12 protein-coding genes and 2 tRNA genes are annotated in these 15,365 nt (G+C 69.1%); 2 read left to right on the plus strand and 12 right to left on the minus strand.

All coding sequences use genetic code 11. The features are described from left to right. Positions 1 to 89: 89 nt before the first annotated feature. Genes ACFWGP_RS01700 through ACFWGP_RS01720 form a run of 5 tightly spaced genes read right to left on the minus strand, consistent with a single transcriptional unit; the run spans position 90 to position 7,103 of the window. Positions 90 to 1,847 (minus strand): dipeptide ABC transporter ATP-binding protein, encoded by a 1,758-nt coding sequence (locus ACFWGP_RS01700; protein ID WP_376929997.1) that lies wholly within the window; start codon positions 1,845 to 1,847, stop codon positions 90 to 92. Continuing rightward, positions 1,844 to 2,710, minus strand: coding sequence for an ABC transporter permease (locus tag ACFWGP_RS01705; RefSeq protein ID WP_231429230.1), 867 nt, complete (start codon positions 2,708 to 2,710; stop codon positions 1,844 to 1,846). Before ACFWGP_RS01705 ends, ACFWGP_RS01700 begins: the two co-directional genes overlap by 4 nt. Then, a complete protein-coding gene (locus ACFWGP_RS01710; RefSeq protein WP_255679813.1) occupies positions 2,707 to 3,741 on the minus strand; it encodes an ABC transporter permease in 1,035 nt (344 codons plus the stop codon). Before ACFWGP_RS01710 ends, ACFWGP_RS01705 begins: the two co-directional genes overlap by 4 nt. After that, the gene (locus tag ACFWGP_RS01715; RefSeq protein ID WP_231429231.1) at positions 3,728 to 5,377 is read right to left on the minus strand and encodes an ABC transporter substrate-binding protein; all 1,650 of its coding nucleotides are present in this window, start codon (positions 5,375 to 5,377) and stop codon (positions 3,728 to 3,730) included. Before ACFWGP_RS01715 ends, ACFWGP_RS01710 begins: the two co-directional genes overlap by 14 nt. A gap of 19 nt (positions 5,378 to 5,396) precedes the next feature. Further along, complete coding sequence (locus ACFWGP_RS01720; protein ID WP_376929998.1) at positions 5,397 to 7,103, minus strand: amidohydrolase; 1,707 nt, start codon at positions 7,101 to 7,103, stop codon at positions 5,397 to 5,399. Positions 7,104 to 7,297: 194 nt separating this feature from the next. Between ACFWGP_RS01720 and ACFWGP_RS01725 the strand changes: the two genes are divergently transcribed. Then, positions 7,298 to 7,999: a TetR/AcrR family transcriptional regulator gene (locus tag ACFWGP_RS01725; RefSeq protein WP_231429233.1), complete on the plus strand. Its 702-nt coding sequence runs from the start codon at positions 7,298 to 7,300 to the stop codon at positions 7,997 to 7,999. Between the two features lie 487 nt (positions 8,000 to 8,486). Then, the gene (locus ACFWGP_RS01730) at positions 8,487 to 8,732 is read left to right on the plus strand and encodes a hypothetical protein (RefSeq protein ID WP_231429234.1); all 246 of its coding nucleotides are present in this window, start codon (positions 8,487 to 8,489) and stop codon (positions 8,730 to 8,732) included. Between the two features lie 225 nt (positions 8,733 to 8,957). Here the strand turns inward: ACFWGP_RS01730 and ACFWGP_RS01735 are convergent, their stop codons facing one another. The 7 genes from ACFWGP_RS01735 to gyrB all read right to left on the minus strand — a co-directional run bounded on the left by ACFWGP_RS01735 (position 8,958) and on the right by gyrB (position 15,260). Continuing rightward, positions 8,958 to 9,401: an NUDIX hydrolase gene (locus tag ACFWGP_RS01735; protein WP_231429235.1), complete on the minus strand. Its 444-nt coding sequence runs from the start codon at positions 9,399 to 9,401 to the stop codon at positions 8,958 to 8,960. A gap of 58 nt (positions 9,402 to 9,459) precedes the next feature. Beyond that, positions 9,460 to 9,849 (minus strand): hypothetical protein, encoded by a 390-nt coding sequence (locus tag ACFWGP_RS01740; RefSeq protein ID WP_231429236.1) that lies wholly within the window; start codon positions 9,847 to 9,849, stop codon positions 9,460 to 9,462. 120 nt (positions 9,850 to 9,969) lie between these two features. Next, positions 9,970 to 10,042 (minus strand) — tRNA-Ala (locus tag ACFWGP_RS01745). A gap of 42 nt (positions 10,043 to 10,084) precedes the next feature. Next, positions 10,085 to 10,158 (minus strand) — tRNA-Ile (locus ACFWGP_RS01750). 64 nt (positions 10,159 to 10,222) lie between these two features. Beyond that, positions 10,223 to 10,627, minus strand: a complete 405-nt coding sequence (locus ACFWGP_RS01755) for a DUF3566 domain-containing protein (protein ID WP_231429237.1) — start codon at positions 10,625 to 10,627, stop codon at positions 10,223 to 10,225. A 6-nt stretch (positions 10,628 to 10,633) separates the two neighbouring features. Next, positions 10,634 to 13,240 carry a DNA gyrase subunit A gene (gene gyrA, locus ACFWGP_RS01760; protein ID WP_275506983.1) on the minus strand — a complete coding sequence of 869 codons (2,607 nt, stop codon included), beginning with the start codon at positions 13,238 to 13,240 and terminating at the stop codon, positions 10,634 to 10,636. Between the two features lies 1 nt (position 13,241). Then, positions 13,242 to 15,260: a DNA topoisomerase (ATP-hydrolyzing) subunit B gene (gene gyrB, locus ACFWGP_RS01765; RefSeq protein WP_231429239.1), complete on the minus strand. Its 2,019-nt coding sequence runs from the start codon at positions 15,258 to 15,260 to the stop codon at positions 13,242 to 13,244. Between the last annotated feature and the right edge of the window lie 105 nt (positions 15,261 to 15,365).

Raw genomic sequence — 15,365 nt, forward strand, 5'->3', positions numbered from 1 at the left:
GCCCGGCACCGCACGACGAAACGGCCCCGCACGAGCGGGGCCGTTTCGCATGACGGGGGCGGGTCACCACGGCGACCGACCGCAAGAGATCAGGCGGATGCCTCGGCGCGTCGCGGCTCCGGCGCCCATTCGGGCTTCGGCACCGAGTCGATGAGCAGCTGCGTGTAGGGGTGCTGCGGTGCGGCGAGGAGTTCGACGGTGCTGCCGCGCTCGACGATCTCTCCGTAGCGCATGACGACGGTCTCCTCGCAGACTCGGCGTACGACGGCGAGGTCGTGGCTGATGAACAGCAGCGTGAGGCCGCGCTCCTCGCGGATGCGTGCGACGAGGTCGAGCACCTGCGCCTGCACCGACACGTCGAGCGCGCTCGTCGCCTCGTCCATGACGAGCACGTCGGGCTCGATCGCGAGCGCGCGCGCGATCGCCACGCGCTGGCGCTGGCCGCCCGAGAGCGTGCGCGGACGCGCCTGCGCGTGCTGCGCCCCGAGACCCACCTGCTCCAGCAGTTCGACCACCCGGGCACGGGCGCCGGTCGTCGACAGCTCGGTGTGCAGCCGCAGCGCGTCTTCGATGGCGCGGCCCGCCGTGATCCGCGGATCCAACGAGAGGTACGGGTCCTGGAACACCATCTGCACGCTGCGCGCGTGCGCGATGCGCTCCTGCCGCGACTTCGGCACGATCGTGCGGTCGCGACCGGCGACCCTGATCTCACCGGTGTCGGGCTCTTCGAGGCCGACGATCATGCGCGCGAGCGTCGACTTGCCCGAGCCCGACTCGCCGACGACCGCGAGCGCTCGCCCGCGGGCGAGTCGCAGGTCGGTCGACGCGACCGCGTGCACCGGCGGCTTGCCCCGCAGGTGGTACGTCTTCGAGACCCCCGCCACGGCGAGCATCGGCTCGTCGTCCGCTGGCGCCGCGGCCACGGTCATGGCGGATGCCTCGTCCGCGCGCTCGAGCGGCGTCGGAGCCGCGACCGGCTCGGGAACCGGACCTGCCGCGTCACCCCCGGGGGCGTCGACGGGCGAGGTCGCGGGCGCCGAGGCATCCCGGATCTCGATGACCGGACCGGCGGACCCGGTGACCGTGGGGGTCGCGGCGACGAGCCGCTTCGTGTAGTCCGCCTGCGGTGCGCTGAACACCCGGCGCGCGTCACCCGTCTCCTCGACGCGACCCTTGTTCATGACGACGACGCGATCGCAGATCGACGCCGCGAGGTTCAGGTCGTGGGTGATGAAGAGCATGCCCATGCCCCGGCTCGCCCGCTGCTCGACGAGCACGCGGATGATCTCGGCCTGCGTGGTCACGTCGAGGGCGGTGGTCGGCTCGTCGCACACGAGCAGCTTCGGCGAGCTCGTGAGCGCACCGGCGATCATGACGCGCTGCAGCATGCCGCCCGAGAACTCGTGCGGGTACTGCTTGAGGTGGTCCTCGGGGCGAGGCAGTCGCACGGCGGCGAGCAGCTCGATCGCGCGCGCCCTCGCCTCCGACTCGGACTTGCCCTCGCACAGGCGAAGCGTCTCGGTCATGTGGTCGCCGATGGTGCGCATCGGGTTGATGCCGGCGCGGGGGTCCTGGAAGATCATCGCAGCCGCGTGGCGGCGCACGTCGAGCACGTCGCGCCTGCCGGCGGCCACGAGGTCGCGGCCGTCGACGAGCACGCGCCCGCCGAGGGCCGACCCGTCGGGGGTCAGGCCGAGCACGGTGCGCGCCGTGAGCGACTTGCCCGAGCCCGACTCGCCCACGAGGCCGACGGTCTCACCGGCTTCGACGCCGAGCGAGATCCCGTCGAGCAGCCTGGTGCCGTTCGGCAGGTCGAGCGTCAGGTCGGAGATGTCGAGCAGGCTCATGCGGGGATCTCGCCTCCGATGCGGTCGGAGAGCTCTTCTCCGATGATGTTGAACGCCACGACGACGAGCACGACGCAGACGGCTGGCTCGAGCGCGGGCAGGAAGTGGCCGCCGACGATGCCCGCCTGGGCCTCGTTGATCATGGCGCCCCAGTCGGGTGTCGGCGGTTGCACGCCGAGGCCGAGGAACGACAGGCCGGCGAGCTCGGCGAGCACGTACCCGAAGTTCAGCGTCGACTGCGCGCCCACGATCGGGGTCACGTTCGGCAGCACGCGGCGCAGCGCGATCCAGGGGCCGCTGAAGCCCTGCACGCGGTAGGCCGCGACGTAGGGTCGGGTGCGCTCGGCCTTGATGAGCGCACGCGTGAGCCGGGCGACGAACGGTGCATACGCGATGCTCATCGCGATGACCGGGGCGACGAGGCCCTTGCCGAAGAGCGCCACCGCCATGATCGCGAGCAGCAGCGACGGGAAGGCGAAGAGCACGTCGAAGATTCGGCCGAGCACCGCGTCGATCCAACCGCCGCGCCATCCGGCGATGAGGCCGAGCAGCATGCCGACGACGGTCGACCCGATGACGACGAGCAGCGGGCCGAGCAGCGCGGTGCGAGCGCCGAAGATGAGCCGGCTCAGGAGGTCACGGCCGAGGCCGTCGGTGCCGAGCCAGTGCTCGGGGCTCGGCGGCGCGTTGACCGCGGCGAAGTCGAGCTGGTCGGGCGGGTACGGCGCGATGAACGGCGCGAAGATCGCGGCGAGGGTCATCACCGAGATGACGCCGATGGCGATGCCGAAGGTCGCGTTCGCGGGCTTCAGCTTCGGGGCCCGCATCACCTCGACGGCGAGGGTGTTGTTCGAGACGGTCATCTGGCACTGGCTCCTGCCGCGGATCGCGGGTCGATGAGGGGTTCGGCGATGTCGATGATCGCGTTCACGACGACGAAGGTGGTCACGACGAGCATCACGATCGCCTGCACGACCGGGAAGTCGAGGCGGTCGACCGAGGCCACGAGCAGGGAACCGATGCCGGCGATGCCGAACGCCGCCTCGACGATCGTCGAGGCCACGATCAGGCCGGCGACGAGGATGCCGCTCACGGTGAGGATCGGTCCGAGCGAGTTGCGGAAGACGTGCCGGCGGATGACGGTTCCGCGCTTGAGCCCGCGGCTCGTGGCGACCTCGACGTGCTCGCGGCCGAGCTGCTCGACCATCGACGAACGGGTGACCTTGCCGACGAGCACGACGAAGACGATCGCGAGTGCGATCGAGGGCAGCACGAGGTGGTACACGGTGTCGGCGAACCCCTCGCCCGATCCGAACGTGGGGAACCATCCGAGCTGCACGGCGAACACCGCGATGAGCACGATCGAACCGACGAACGAGGGGATCGCGCTGAGCACGGTCAGGCCGATGAGCGTCGCCCGGTCGAGCACCCTGCCCTTGTTGAGCGACGCGACGATGCCGGCGCTGAGGCCCACGATCGCGATGAGGATGCCCGCCATGACGACGAGCATGAGCGTCACGGGCAGGCGCTCCCCGATCACGGTGGAGACGTCCTGGCGGTACTGCAGCGAACGCCCCCAGTCGCCCTGCAGGGCGCCGAACAGCCAGTTCAGGTACTGCTGCCACGGCGGCAGGTCGAGGCCGTACTGCGCCGTGACCTGGGCGATCGCCTCGGGGCTCGGCTTGCGGCCGCGAAGCAGGAAGCTCACCGGGTCGCCCGGCACGAGGAACCGCGAGAAGAACACGAGCAGCGACGCGAGGAAGAGCGTCAGCGCAAGGCTGCCGAGCTTGCCCGCGACGCGACGCACGGTGGCGGCGGCGTGACCGCCGCGGTGGGGGCCGGCGGCCGCCGCGCGCTGCGCGGCGACCGCCTTGGTGGAACTATCGAGCGCCAATGGTCGCCGCCCACGGGTAGTACAGGAACGCGATCGACGGCGAGGCGCCGGTGATGCGGTCGCTCATGAACATCGTCATCGGTCCGGTGTAGAGCGGCAGCCACGGCAGCTGCTCGTTCGCGATGTGCTGCAGCTCGCTCGTGAGCTTCGCACGCTCCTCCGAGTCGAACGTGCCGACCGCCTGCGTGGCGATCTCGTCGTACTCGGGGTCGGACCAGTTGCCGTAGTTGCTGAACTCACCGGTGCGCAGCACGCCGTACATCTCCAGCGGGTCGGGGCTCGAGAGGTACCAGACCGTGTAGAACATGTCGATGCCCTCGCGAGCGCTCGGGTCGCTGAAGAGCGCGGTGTAGGCGTTCGGCGTGACCGTCTCGATCTCGGCCTCGAGGCCGATCGACTGCGCCGCCGCGACCGTCGCCTGAGAGATCACATTGAAGTCGTTGCCGATCGGCGCAGTCGCGAAGGTGATCTTCTCACCGGTCGCCCCCGCCTCCTCGACGAGCTTCTTGGCGGCCTCGAGGTCGTTCGGGTACTCCTCGAGCCCACTGAACGCCTCGTCGCGAGTCGCGTCCGTCGCACCGGTCCAGACCGATTCGGTGGTCAGCGCATTCGTCACCTCGCCATAGCCCTTCGCCGCGGCATCCAGGATGCCCTCGCGGTCGAGCGCCATGAGCAGGGCCTGGCGCACGCGCTGGTCGCCGAGCGGTCCCTCGAGGTTCGAGACGATGAGGCTCGACACCGCCGAGGTGAGGCCGAAGTACACATCGCCGTTGTCGGAGTCGCGCAGCTGGTCGATCGCGTCGACCGGCAGCATGTAGCCGCCGTCGACGTCGCCCGACTTGAGCGCGTTCGTGCGCGCGGTCGAGTCGTTCATGAAGACGATCTCGACCTCGCCGGCCTTCGCCTTCAGCGAGTCGTCCCAGTAGTCGTCGTAGCGGCTGAGCGTGATCGACTCGCCCGACTTCCACTCGCTGATCTCGAAGGGGCCCGTGCAGTTCACCAGGCCGGTCGAGTTGCCGTAGTCGGCGCCCTTCTCGCCGAGCGTCTTCGCCGATTCGATGACGCCGGCCGAGCCGCCGAGGCCCTGGTTGAACTGCGAGTCGGGAATCGTCGTCGTGACGGTGACCTCCATGTCGCCCGTCTGCTCGATCGATGCGACGTTCTGGTACACCGAGTACCACGACGAGCCGACCGCCGGGTCGATGATGCGGTTCATCGACGCGACGACGTCGGCCGCCGTCAGCGGGCTGCCGTCGTGGAAGGTGACGCCCTCGCGGATCTTGTAGACCCACGTGAGGTCGCTCGTCTGCTCGTACGACTCGGCGAGGCCCGGCGAGAGCGTGTAGTCGGGGTTGAGCCGCAGCAGCGACTCGCAGACGTTCGACAGCACCTGGTTGTCGGCGTAGTCGAACGCGTAGGCGTAGTCGAGCGAGTACGGCTCGGCGTAGCTGGCCCAGCTGAACGAGTCGATGTCGCCCGACGGCGCCGGCGTCGTGTCGGTGATCTCCCAGTCGGCGCCGGTGGGCTCCTCGTCGGATGAGTCGGCGGTGCAGCCGGTCAGCGCCAGGAGCGCTGCCGCGGCGCCGGCGACGAGCGCGACGCTGCGCCGGCCGGCGGGGGTTCGGAAGTTGGACATCGGAGGGGCCTCCTCGGGGTCAGGCGGTGAGGGACGGTTCGGTGGAAGGGGTGGTGCCGGGCAGGGCATCGGCCTGTCGGGAGTAGACCGGTTCGCCCTCGATCCACGTCGAGGCCACCGTGGTGCGGTGGAGGTCGTCGGCGGGAACGGTGAAGGGATCGGGTTCGAGCACGACGAGGTTCGCGAGGTAGCCCTCGCGGATGTGCCCGGTGTCGTGGTCGCGGTGGTTCACGTACGCGGTCCCCGACGTGTACGCGGCCAGCGCGGTCGCGAGGTCGAGCCGTTGGTGCGCACCGCCGAGCGGTTCGGCGTCGACGCCGGGGGTGACGCGCGTGACGGCGATGTGGATCTCGGCCATCGGGTCGGCCGTCGACACGGGCCAGTCACTGCCGCCCGCGAGTCGTGCCCCGCGCGCGACGAGCTCGCCGAACGGGTACTGGCGCGCCTCCTGGCCGTCCTGCAGGAAGGGCAGGGTGAGCTCGTCGATCTGGTCCTCGTGGGTCGCCCAGAGCGCCTGGATGTTCGCGATCGCGTCGAGCTCGGCGAACCGGGCGGTCTCTGCCTCGGCCACGATCTGCAGGTGCGCGAGGTGGTGCCGGCCGTCGCTCGGCCCGTTCGCTTCGCGTGCCGCCGCCACCGCGTCGAGCGCCTCGCGCACCGCACGGTCGCCGAGGGCGTGGAAGTGCACCTGCTGCCCGGCGGCGTCGAGCGCGGTGACGGCCTCGGCGAGCAGCTCCGGGTCGACGAACGAGAGCCCGTGGTTGTGCGTGTCGTGGCCGTGGCCGTCGCGGTAGGGCGTGAGCATCGCGGCGGTCTGGTTCTCGGCCACGCCGTCGACCATGATCTTCGTGGTGGCGAGCGAGAACCGCTCCTCGTGGCCGCGGGCGCGGATCTCCTCACGAAGGCGGATCATCTCGTCGACCTGCTCGATGCCGCGCGAGCGCTCCCACCACTGGGCGCCGACGACGTGCACCTTGAGCGTGCCTTCGTCGATCGCCCGCAGGTAGGCGTCGAGCGCGTCGGGCACGCCGCTCATCGTTCCGATGAGGGCGTCCTGCCAGCCGGTGATGCCGAGCGCGATGAGCTCGTCCTGCGCACGCAGGAGCCCCCGGTAGACGAGCTCGGGGTCGGTGCCCGGCCGGACGTCGGAGAACAGGTCGGCGGCACCTTCGTGGAAGGTGCCGGCAGGGTGCCCGTCGTTCTCGCGCTCGACCCGTCCGTCGACGGGGTCGGCGGTCTCGGCGTCGATGCCGGCGAGTCGCATGGCGACGGTGTTCGCCCATGCGCTGTGGTGGTCGCGGCTGACGAGCAGCACGGGCCGGTCGGGCACGATCGCGTCGAGCAGCCCCCGCAGGGGCGCGCCGCCCGGGAAGTGGTCCATCGACCAGCCGCCGCCGAGGATCCACGGCTCATCGGGGTTGGCCGCGGCGTAGGCGGCGATCGTCGCGACGGCCTCGTCGGCGCTCTCGGCCTCGGTCAGGTTGCACTGCAGCAGCTCGACGCCGCCGCCGACCGGGTGGATGTGCGCGTCCTGGAAGCCCGGGCTGAGCAGTGCACCGCCCAGCTCGACGACGCGCGTGCCCTCGCCGACGAGGGCGGATGCCTCGTTCTCGGGCACGATCGCGGCGATGCGGCCGCCCGTCACGGCGACGGCGTGCCCGTGCAGGGGCTCCCCCGTTCCGGTGAACACGGCTCCGCCGGTGAACAGCACGTCGGCAACAGGCAACTCGGCCCCTCGTTCCTCATCGAATGCGTCGGACGTGGTGACACTAGCCCGGGCCCCTTCGTGATGTCAACAGTGTTGACATCACGATTGATCCGATTGTTATGCTGGGCGGGCTGCCACGCTCGCGAGGTCTTCGCGACACAGGGGTCGCGGGCGTGGCAGCATGAATGGCACAGCAGCCGAAGGGAGCCCAGATGCCGACGAGCACCACGCGACGGCGCGACGCCTCCGGCTCGAGCGGCAAGACCAGGCTCGATCGCGATTCGATCATCGCGGCCGGTCTCGAACTCGCCGCCGCCTCGACGACCTCGCTCTCGGTGCGCGAGCTCGGAGCGCACCTCGGTGCCGACCCGACCGCCATCTACCGCCACTTCCGCAACAAAGACCAACTCATGCAGGCGCTGCTCGACGAACTCACCCGGCGCAGTCTCCTCGCGGTGACCGCCGACGCCGACGACTGGCGCGGCAGGCTCCGGCAGTTGGCGGCGAGCACGCTCGAGCAGATCGCCGGCCATCCTCCGGTCGGCGTCGAGGCGACCGTGCTCACGACGCACGGCACCGGCGAGCTCGACGCGATCGAGTTCATGCTCGACTGCTTCAGTCGTGCGGGGCTCACCGGCGACGACCTCGTTCGCCACTACGCGCTGCTCGCGTCGCACATGCTCTCGAGCGCCGCCGGCATCGCGCGGGCCCGCGGCGAGCAGCGCGAGCACGGCATCGCCGACGACGCGCCGAGCCCCTGGTTCGAAGGGCCGCTGCTCGCCGACCCGCGACGCTACCCGCTCATCACCTCGATCAACACGCGACTGCTCGACCTGGAAGACCGCGAGCTGTTCATGCTCGGTGTCGAGGCCGTGATCCAGTCGGCCGAGCGCACCGCCGCCGACCTCGCCTGACGCGACCCGGGCTCAGGGCCTGCACTGATTTCCGAGAAATCTGAGAAAGCGCCTTGCGGTCGGCGTGAGTTCCCCGCTAGTGTCTGATCTCGGTGCGAATCGCACCGGAGACGAAGAGAGGAGTTGATCCCGATGATGAAGTACATCTTCACGCCAGCATTCACGGCCGGCCGCTCGGTGATCCTCCTCACCGCTCCGGCCTGCTAGTTCTCCGCCCCGGCGTCACGCGCTGAAGCGCGTTCGCCAGCCACCTTCGAGGTGCGAGCCGCGGCTTGTCCGCAGCATCCGTCATGCCCGACGCATCGGGCGACCGACGCTCGGATGCCTCGCCGCCACCTCGTCGGTCCGCGGCCTTCGCCGCCTCCCGGTGACCGGAACAGCGTTTCCGCCGTCGCCGCATCACCCCTCGACGACGTCGCCGCGACCGCGGCGACGCTCTCCGCACCGACCGGTGCACCCTCCCAACACCCTGAATGAAGGACACACCGTGAACACCAGTTCTCTCGCCCTCGGCCAGTCGCAGCGACAGGCCACCGAGATGCGCGCCCAGGCGCGCCGACTCAACGAGCGCATCGCCCTGCGGGCCGGCCTCGCGCTCATCGCGTGGAGCCGCCGTCAGAGCGAGCGCCTCTCGCACGACGCCGTGATGCTGCGACAGCAGAACACGCGCCTCGCGCACCGGGTCCGTGGCGGCGACCTCCAGCGGGTCGCCCTCATCGCCCCCCACCTGTGATCGGCCGATACCCATGGCCAGCACGATGATCACCCCAGCGGACGGCGCCGTCGCCCTCGCGGCGGCGCCGTCCCCCCATTCCCCCGGCCGGGATGCCTCAGCCGAGCGGTCCGGCACCACCGCGCCGGCGCGTCACCGGCGGTTCGGCCTCGGCCGGAACGTCGATGTCGTGCCGGCGCGGCCGACGGCCTGACCCCAGAGCCCTCCCGGACTGCGGATGGCGGATCACGACGTCGGCGGCACCCCGTCGGCGGGTTCGGCGTCGTTCAGGCGCAGCGCGATGTCGACGAGGCTCACGCGCTTGAGCCGTCGAATCTCGTCGAGTCGCACCCAGCGTGCCTCGTCGCTCGATCCGCCGACCTCGTTGCGCAACTCACCGCCGACGACGCGCCCCCGGTAGACGACGCGCATCGCGTAGAGCGGTACTGCGCCCGTGTGACGCTTCGCCGCAGGAACGACCATCGTGTCGATGCCGAGCAGGCGATCGATGGATGCCTCGTAGCCGGTCTCCTCCGCCACCTCGCGCCGTGCGGCCACGACCGGGTGTTCGTCGCCCTCGATGCCGCCGCCGGGGAGGGCCCAGCCCGAGCGACCGTGCTCGTTCCAGTGCGAGAGCAGGATCTCGCCGTCGCGGATGATCACGGCGTACGCGGCGATGCGGATGTCCATTCGGTCACCCTACCCGGGCGGTCGGCGACGCGCTCGACCGGTGTCGCCGAGCCCGGCCTCAGCTCTGGATCATCGAGTCGTTCTGCACGGAGTCGAACGACGAGCGGCTGACGGTCGGATCGCCGCCCAGTCCCTGCGCCTTAGCGACCTCGGGAGTGACGCTCGCCTGCGAGACGTTGCCCCGGTCGTCGATGTACTCCTGCTCGAGTCCGCGCTTCGCCCGCTCACGCTGGGCGAGCCCGCGGCCACGGGCGATGACGTACACGAGTGCCGTGAGGAAGGGCACGAAGACGAGGAAGATCAGCCAGACCGCCTTCGCCCAGCCGGCGAGCTTCGGGTCACGGAAGAGGTCGAGGATGATGGTCAGCAGCACCGCGAGGTACGCCACGAAGACGAAGACGCCGAAGAGCCCGCTGAAGATGTCCCAGAAGTTGCTCCACATGTTCATCGCGGTCGCCTTTCGCTGTGATCGAGACGAGCCGGGATCGCCGATCTCGTTTGGCTCAAGGCTACCGGAGTCGGCGTCTTGACGGCGGGTGGAAATCACGCCGATTCGGCGGAGCGAGGGTGGAGCCTAGGAGAATCGAACTCCTGACATCCTGCTTGCAAAGCAGGCGCTCTACCAACTGAGCTAAGGCCCCCGGGCAGGTGCCGTACGGCACCTGCGATGTGGAGTTGTGGAGTGGGGATACGAGGACTTGAACCTCGGACCTCTTCGTTATCAGCGAAGCGCTCTAACCGCCTGAGCTATATCCCCGAATTTCGGCCGAAGGACAGACTACCCGACTCCGGGCGAAAGTCCGAATCGAGCCGAAGCCGGCTCAGTTGTTCGTGAAGCCGACCAGGATTCCGCCCGTGATCTTCACGCTGAGGTTGTAGAGCACCGCGAGAATCGCACCGAGGGCGGTCGTCACGACGAGGTTCAGGAGCGACGCGACGATCGCGAAGCCCATGACGTTGCCGAGCGACAGCACCGACGACAGGTCGCCGCCCGTGCCCGCCACGTCCTTCACGAGCTCGTTGAGCTTGTCGAAGACGTCGGTCGAGTTCAGCACCGTCCAGATGAGGAAGGTCGCCACGATCGACACGACCGCGAGGCACACGGCGACCAGGAACGACAGCTTCACCGCCGACCAGAAGTCGATGTAGACGAGCCGCAGGCGCACCTGCTTGGCCGGCGGGCGCTTGCTCGACTTGCGGGCCAGCTTCTCGGCGACGCTACTCATAGACGATTACTCCTCTCCCGCGGGCTCGGCCGCTTCGGACTCGGCGGCCTCCTCCACGAGATTCCGTTCGGAATTCTTCGCGATGGCGATGATCCGGTCGTCCATCGCGAACTTCGCGAAGACGACGCCCATCGTATCCCTGCCCTTGGCGGGGACCTCGGCGACATCGGAGCGTACCACCTTGCCGCTGGCAAGGACCACCAGCACCTCGTCGTCGGTTCCGACGATGAGGGCGCCGGCGAGGTCGCCGCGATCTTCGTTCAGCTTGGCGACCTTGATGCCCAGTCCGCCGCGGTTCTGCAGGCGATACTGGTCGACCGCGGTGCGCTTGGCGTAGCCGCCCTCGGTGACGACGAACACGTACTGGTCGCCGTCGGCCTCGGCCGAGGCATCCACCGTATTCTCGGCGGCTTCACGGGAATCGGGCACGGTGCCGGACTCGAGGCCGGAGCCGGGCACGACGTTGGCCGCGAGCAGGGCGTCACCGTCGCGGAACGCCATGCCCTTCACGCCCGAGGTCGAGCGACCCATGGGGCGCAGCGCCTCGTCGGTCGCCTCGAAGCGGAGCGACATGCCCTTCTTCGAGACGAGCAGGATCTCGTCGTGCTCGTCGGCGAGCATCGCCGACACGAGCTCGTCGCCGTCGCGCAGGTTGATCGCGATGACGCCGCGCGAGCGGTTGGTGTCGTACGCGGTCAGCTCGGTCTTCTTGACGAGCCCGCCGCGGGTCGCGAGCACGAGGTACTTCGCCGCCTCGTAGTCGCGGATGTCGAGGATCTCGGCGATCTCCTCGTCAGGCTGCATCTCGAGCAGGTTCGCGACGTGCTGGCCCTTCGCGTCGCGGCCGGCCTCCTGGATCTCGTACGCCTTCGCCCGGTAGACCCGGCCCATGTTCGTGAAGAACAGCAGCCAGTGGTGGGTCGTGGTCACGAAGAAGTGGTCGACCACGTCGTCGGCGCGCAGCTGCGCGCCCTTGACGCCCTTGCCGCCGCGGTGCTGCGACCGGTAGTTGTCGCTGCGGGTGCGCTTGACGTACCCGCCACGGGTCACCGTGACGACCATCTCCTCTTCGGGGATCAGGTCTTCGACCGACATGTCGCCGTCGAACCCGGGCATGATGTGCGTGCGTCGCTCGTCGCCGTACTTGTCGACGATCTCGGCGAGCTCCTCGGAGACGATCGTGCGCTGGCGCGCCGGCGTCGCGAGGATGTCGTTGTAGTCGGCGATCTTCGCCTCGAGCTCGTTCGCCTCGTCGATGATCTTCTGGCGCTCGAGCGCGGCGAGTCGGCGCAGCTGCATCGCGAGGATCGCGTCGGCCTGCAGGTCGTCGATGTCGAGCAGCTCTTTCAGGCCGTCTCGGGCGACGTCGACCGTGGCCGAGGCGCGAATGAGGGCGATGACCTCGTCGAGCGCGTCGAGCGCCTTGAGGTAGCCGCGCAGGATGTGCATGCGCGCCTCGGCCTCGCGCAGCAGGTACTGCGTGCGACGGACGATGACCTCGATCTGGTGGTCGACCCAGTGCGCGATGAAGCCGTCGATCGAGAGCGTGCGGGGCACGCCGTCGACGATCGCGAGCATGTTCGCGCCGAAGTTCTCCTGCAGCTGGGTGTGCTTGTACAGGTTGTTCAGCACGACCTTCGCGACCGCATCGCGCTTGAGCACGATGACGAGGCGCTGGCCGGTACGGCCGGAGGTCTCGTCGCGGATGTCGGCGATGCCCGAGACCTTGCCGTCCTTCACGAGGTCGGCGATCTTGATGGCGAGGTTGTCGGGGTTGACCTGGTACGGCAGCTCGGTGACGACGAGGCAGGTGCGGCCGTGGATCTCCTCCACGTCGACGACGGCGCGCATCGTGATCGAGCCGCGACCCGTGCGGTAGGCGTCGGTGATGCCCTTGACGCCGAGGATCTGCGCACCCGTCGGGAAGTCGGGTCCCTTGATGCGCTGCAGGAGCGCCTCCTGCAGCTCCTCGCGGGATGCCTCGGGGTTCTCGAGGTACCACTGGGCGCCCGACGCGACCTCGCGGAGGTTGTGCGGCGGGATGTTCGTCGCCATGCCGACCGCGATGCCGACGGAACCGTTGACGAGGAGGTTCGGGAACCGCGCCGGCAGGATCGACGGCTCCTGGGTGCGACCGTCGTAGTTGTCCTGGAAGTCGACGGTCTCCTTGTCGATGTCGCGAACCATCTCGAGCGCGAGCGGAGCCATCTTGGTCTCGGTGTATCGCGGAGCGGCGGCGCCGTCGTTGCCGGGCGAGCCGAAGTTGCCCTGGCCGAGCGCGAGCGGGTAGCGCAGGCTCCACGGCTGCACGAGGCGCACGAGCGCGTCGTAGATCGCGGTGTCGCCGTGGGGGTGGAACTGGCCCATGACGTCGCCCACGACGCGGGCGCACTTCGAGAACGCCTTGTCGGGACGGTACCCGCCGTCGTACATCGCGTAGATGACGCGGCGGTGCACGGGCTTCAGCCCGTCGCGCACGTCGGGCAGGGCACGGCCCACGATCACGCTCATCGCGTAGTCGAGGTACGAGCGCTGCATCTCGAGCTGCAGGTCGACCTGGTCGATCCTGCCGTGGATGCCGGGGCCCTCGCCGTTGTCGCCGGGTTCGATCACATCAGATGTCAAGGAAACGCACGTCCTTCGCGTTCTTCTGGATGAAGTTTCGGCGGCTCTCGACGTCTTCGCCCATCAGGGTCGAGAAGATCTCGTCGGCGGCGGCCGCGTCGTCCATGGTGACCTGCAGCAGCGTGCGGGTCTCGGGGTTCATCGTGGTCTCCCAGAGCTCCTGGTAGCTCATCTCGCCGAGGCCCTTGTAGCGCTGGATCCCGTTGTCCTTCGGGATGCGCCACCCCTTCGCCTGCCCGTCGACGAGCAGGGCGTCACGCTCGCGATCGGAGTAGACGAACTGGTGGTCGGCGTTCGACCACTTCAGCCGGTAGAGCGGGGGCTGCGCGAGGTACACGTAGCCGAGCTCGATGAGCGGCCGCATATAGCGGAAGAGCAACGTCAGCAGCAGTGTCGTGATGTGCTGGCCGTCGACATCGGCGTCGGCCATGAGCACGATCTTGTGGTACCTGGCCTTCTCGGTGTTGAAGTCCTCGCCGATGCCGGCGCCGAACGCCGTGATCATCGCCTGGACCTCGTTGTTCGCGAGCGCTCGGTCGAGGCGGGCCTTCTCGACGTTGAGGATCTTGCCGCGCAGCGGCAGGATCGCCTGCGTCTCGGGGTTGCGCCCCTGCACGGCCGATCCGCCGGCCGAATCGCCCTCGACGATGAAGATCTCGCTGAGCGACGGGTCCTTCGACGAGCAGTCCTTCAGCTTGCCGGGCATGCCGCCCGACTCGAGCAGGCCCTTGCGCCGGGTCGCCTCGCGCGCCTTGCGCGCCGCGAGCCGGGCGGTCGCCGCCTGGATCGCCTTGCGGATGATGTCGCGAGCCTGCGTGGGGTTGCGCTCGAACCAGTCGCCGAGCTGGTCTCCGGTCACCTTCTGCACGAACGACTTGGCCTCGGTGTTGCCGAGCTTCGTCTTCGTCTGGCCCTCGAACTGCGGTTCGCCGAGCTTGACCGAGATCACCGCGGTGAGCCCCTCGCGCACGTCGTCGCCGGAGAGGTTGTCGTCCTTCTCCTTGAGGATGTTCTTCTCACGGGCGTAGCGGTTGATCAGCGTCGTGAGCGCGGCCCGGAAGCCCTCTTCGTGGGTGCCGCCCTCGTGCGTGTTGATCGTGTTCGCGTAGGTGTGCACCGACTCGGTGTACGCCGTCGTCCACTGCATCGCGACCTCGAGCGCGATGTTGCGCTCGGTGTCCTCGGCCTCGAACGAGATGATCTCGTCGTTCACGAGCTCGGACCGCTTGGACTTGTTGAGGTACTCGACGTAGTCGCTGAGACCGCGTTCATAGAGGAACGTGTCGGTGCGCGGGCCGGACGACGCGGCGTCCGCCTCGACCTCTGCGGTGTCGTCGGGGTCGACGACCACGTGGCCGGCACGCAGGTCGGTCAGCGTGATGCGCAGGCCCTTGTTGAGGAACGCCATCTGCTGGAAGCGGGTGCGCAGCGTCTCGTAGTCGTACTCGACGGTCTCGAAGATCTCGGGGCTCGCCCAGAAGGTGGTCGTCGTGCCGGTCGCATCGCTCGCCTCGTCTTGCGAGAGCGGAGCCATCGGCACGCCGATCTCGTACGCCTGGCGCCACACGTGGCCCTGCCGGCGCACCTCGACCTCGAACCGGCTGGACAGTGCGTTCACGACCGATGCGCCGACGCCGTGCAGTCCGCCGGAGACGGCGTATCCGCCGCCGCCGAACTTGCCGCCGGCGTGCAGCACGGTGTGCACGACCTCGACGGTCGACCTGCCCTCGGTCTTGTGGACGTCGACGGGGATGCCTCGCCCGTTGTCGACGACGCGGACACCGCCGTCGGGCAGGATCGTCACGTCGATGTCGGTCGCATAGCCCGCGAGCGCCTCGTCGACGGAGTTGTCGACGATCTCGTAGACGAGGTGGTGGAGCCCTCGGGGCCCGGTCGATCCGATGTACATGCCGGGCCGCTTGCGTACCGCTTCGAGGCCCTCGAGAACCTGGATCGCGTCTGCGCCGTATTCGGGCGCGCTCTGGGCCTTCGTCGGTTCCGCTGTCATGGGTGAATCGGGCTCCAAACCGTCGTTCTGGCGACGTTCGATCCTATCAAACCAAGTGTCCCGAACGGCCGCCGACGGGCCTTCTCAGGGGATAACTCAGGTCGA

This window comes from Agromyces sp. NPDC127015 (assembly GCF_042725165.1).
Taxonomy (GTDB): Bacteria; Actinomycetota; Actinomycetes; order Actinomycetales; family Microbacteriaceae; genus Agromyces; species Agromyces chromiiresistens.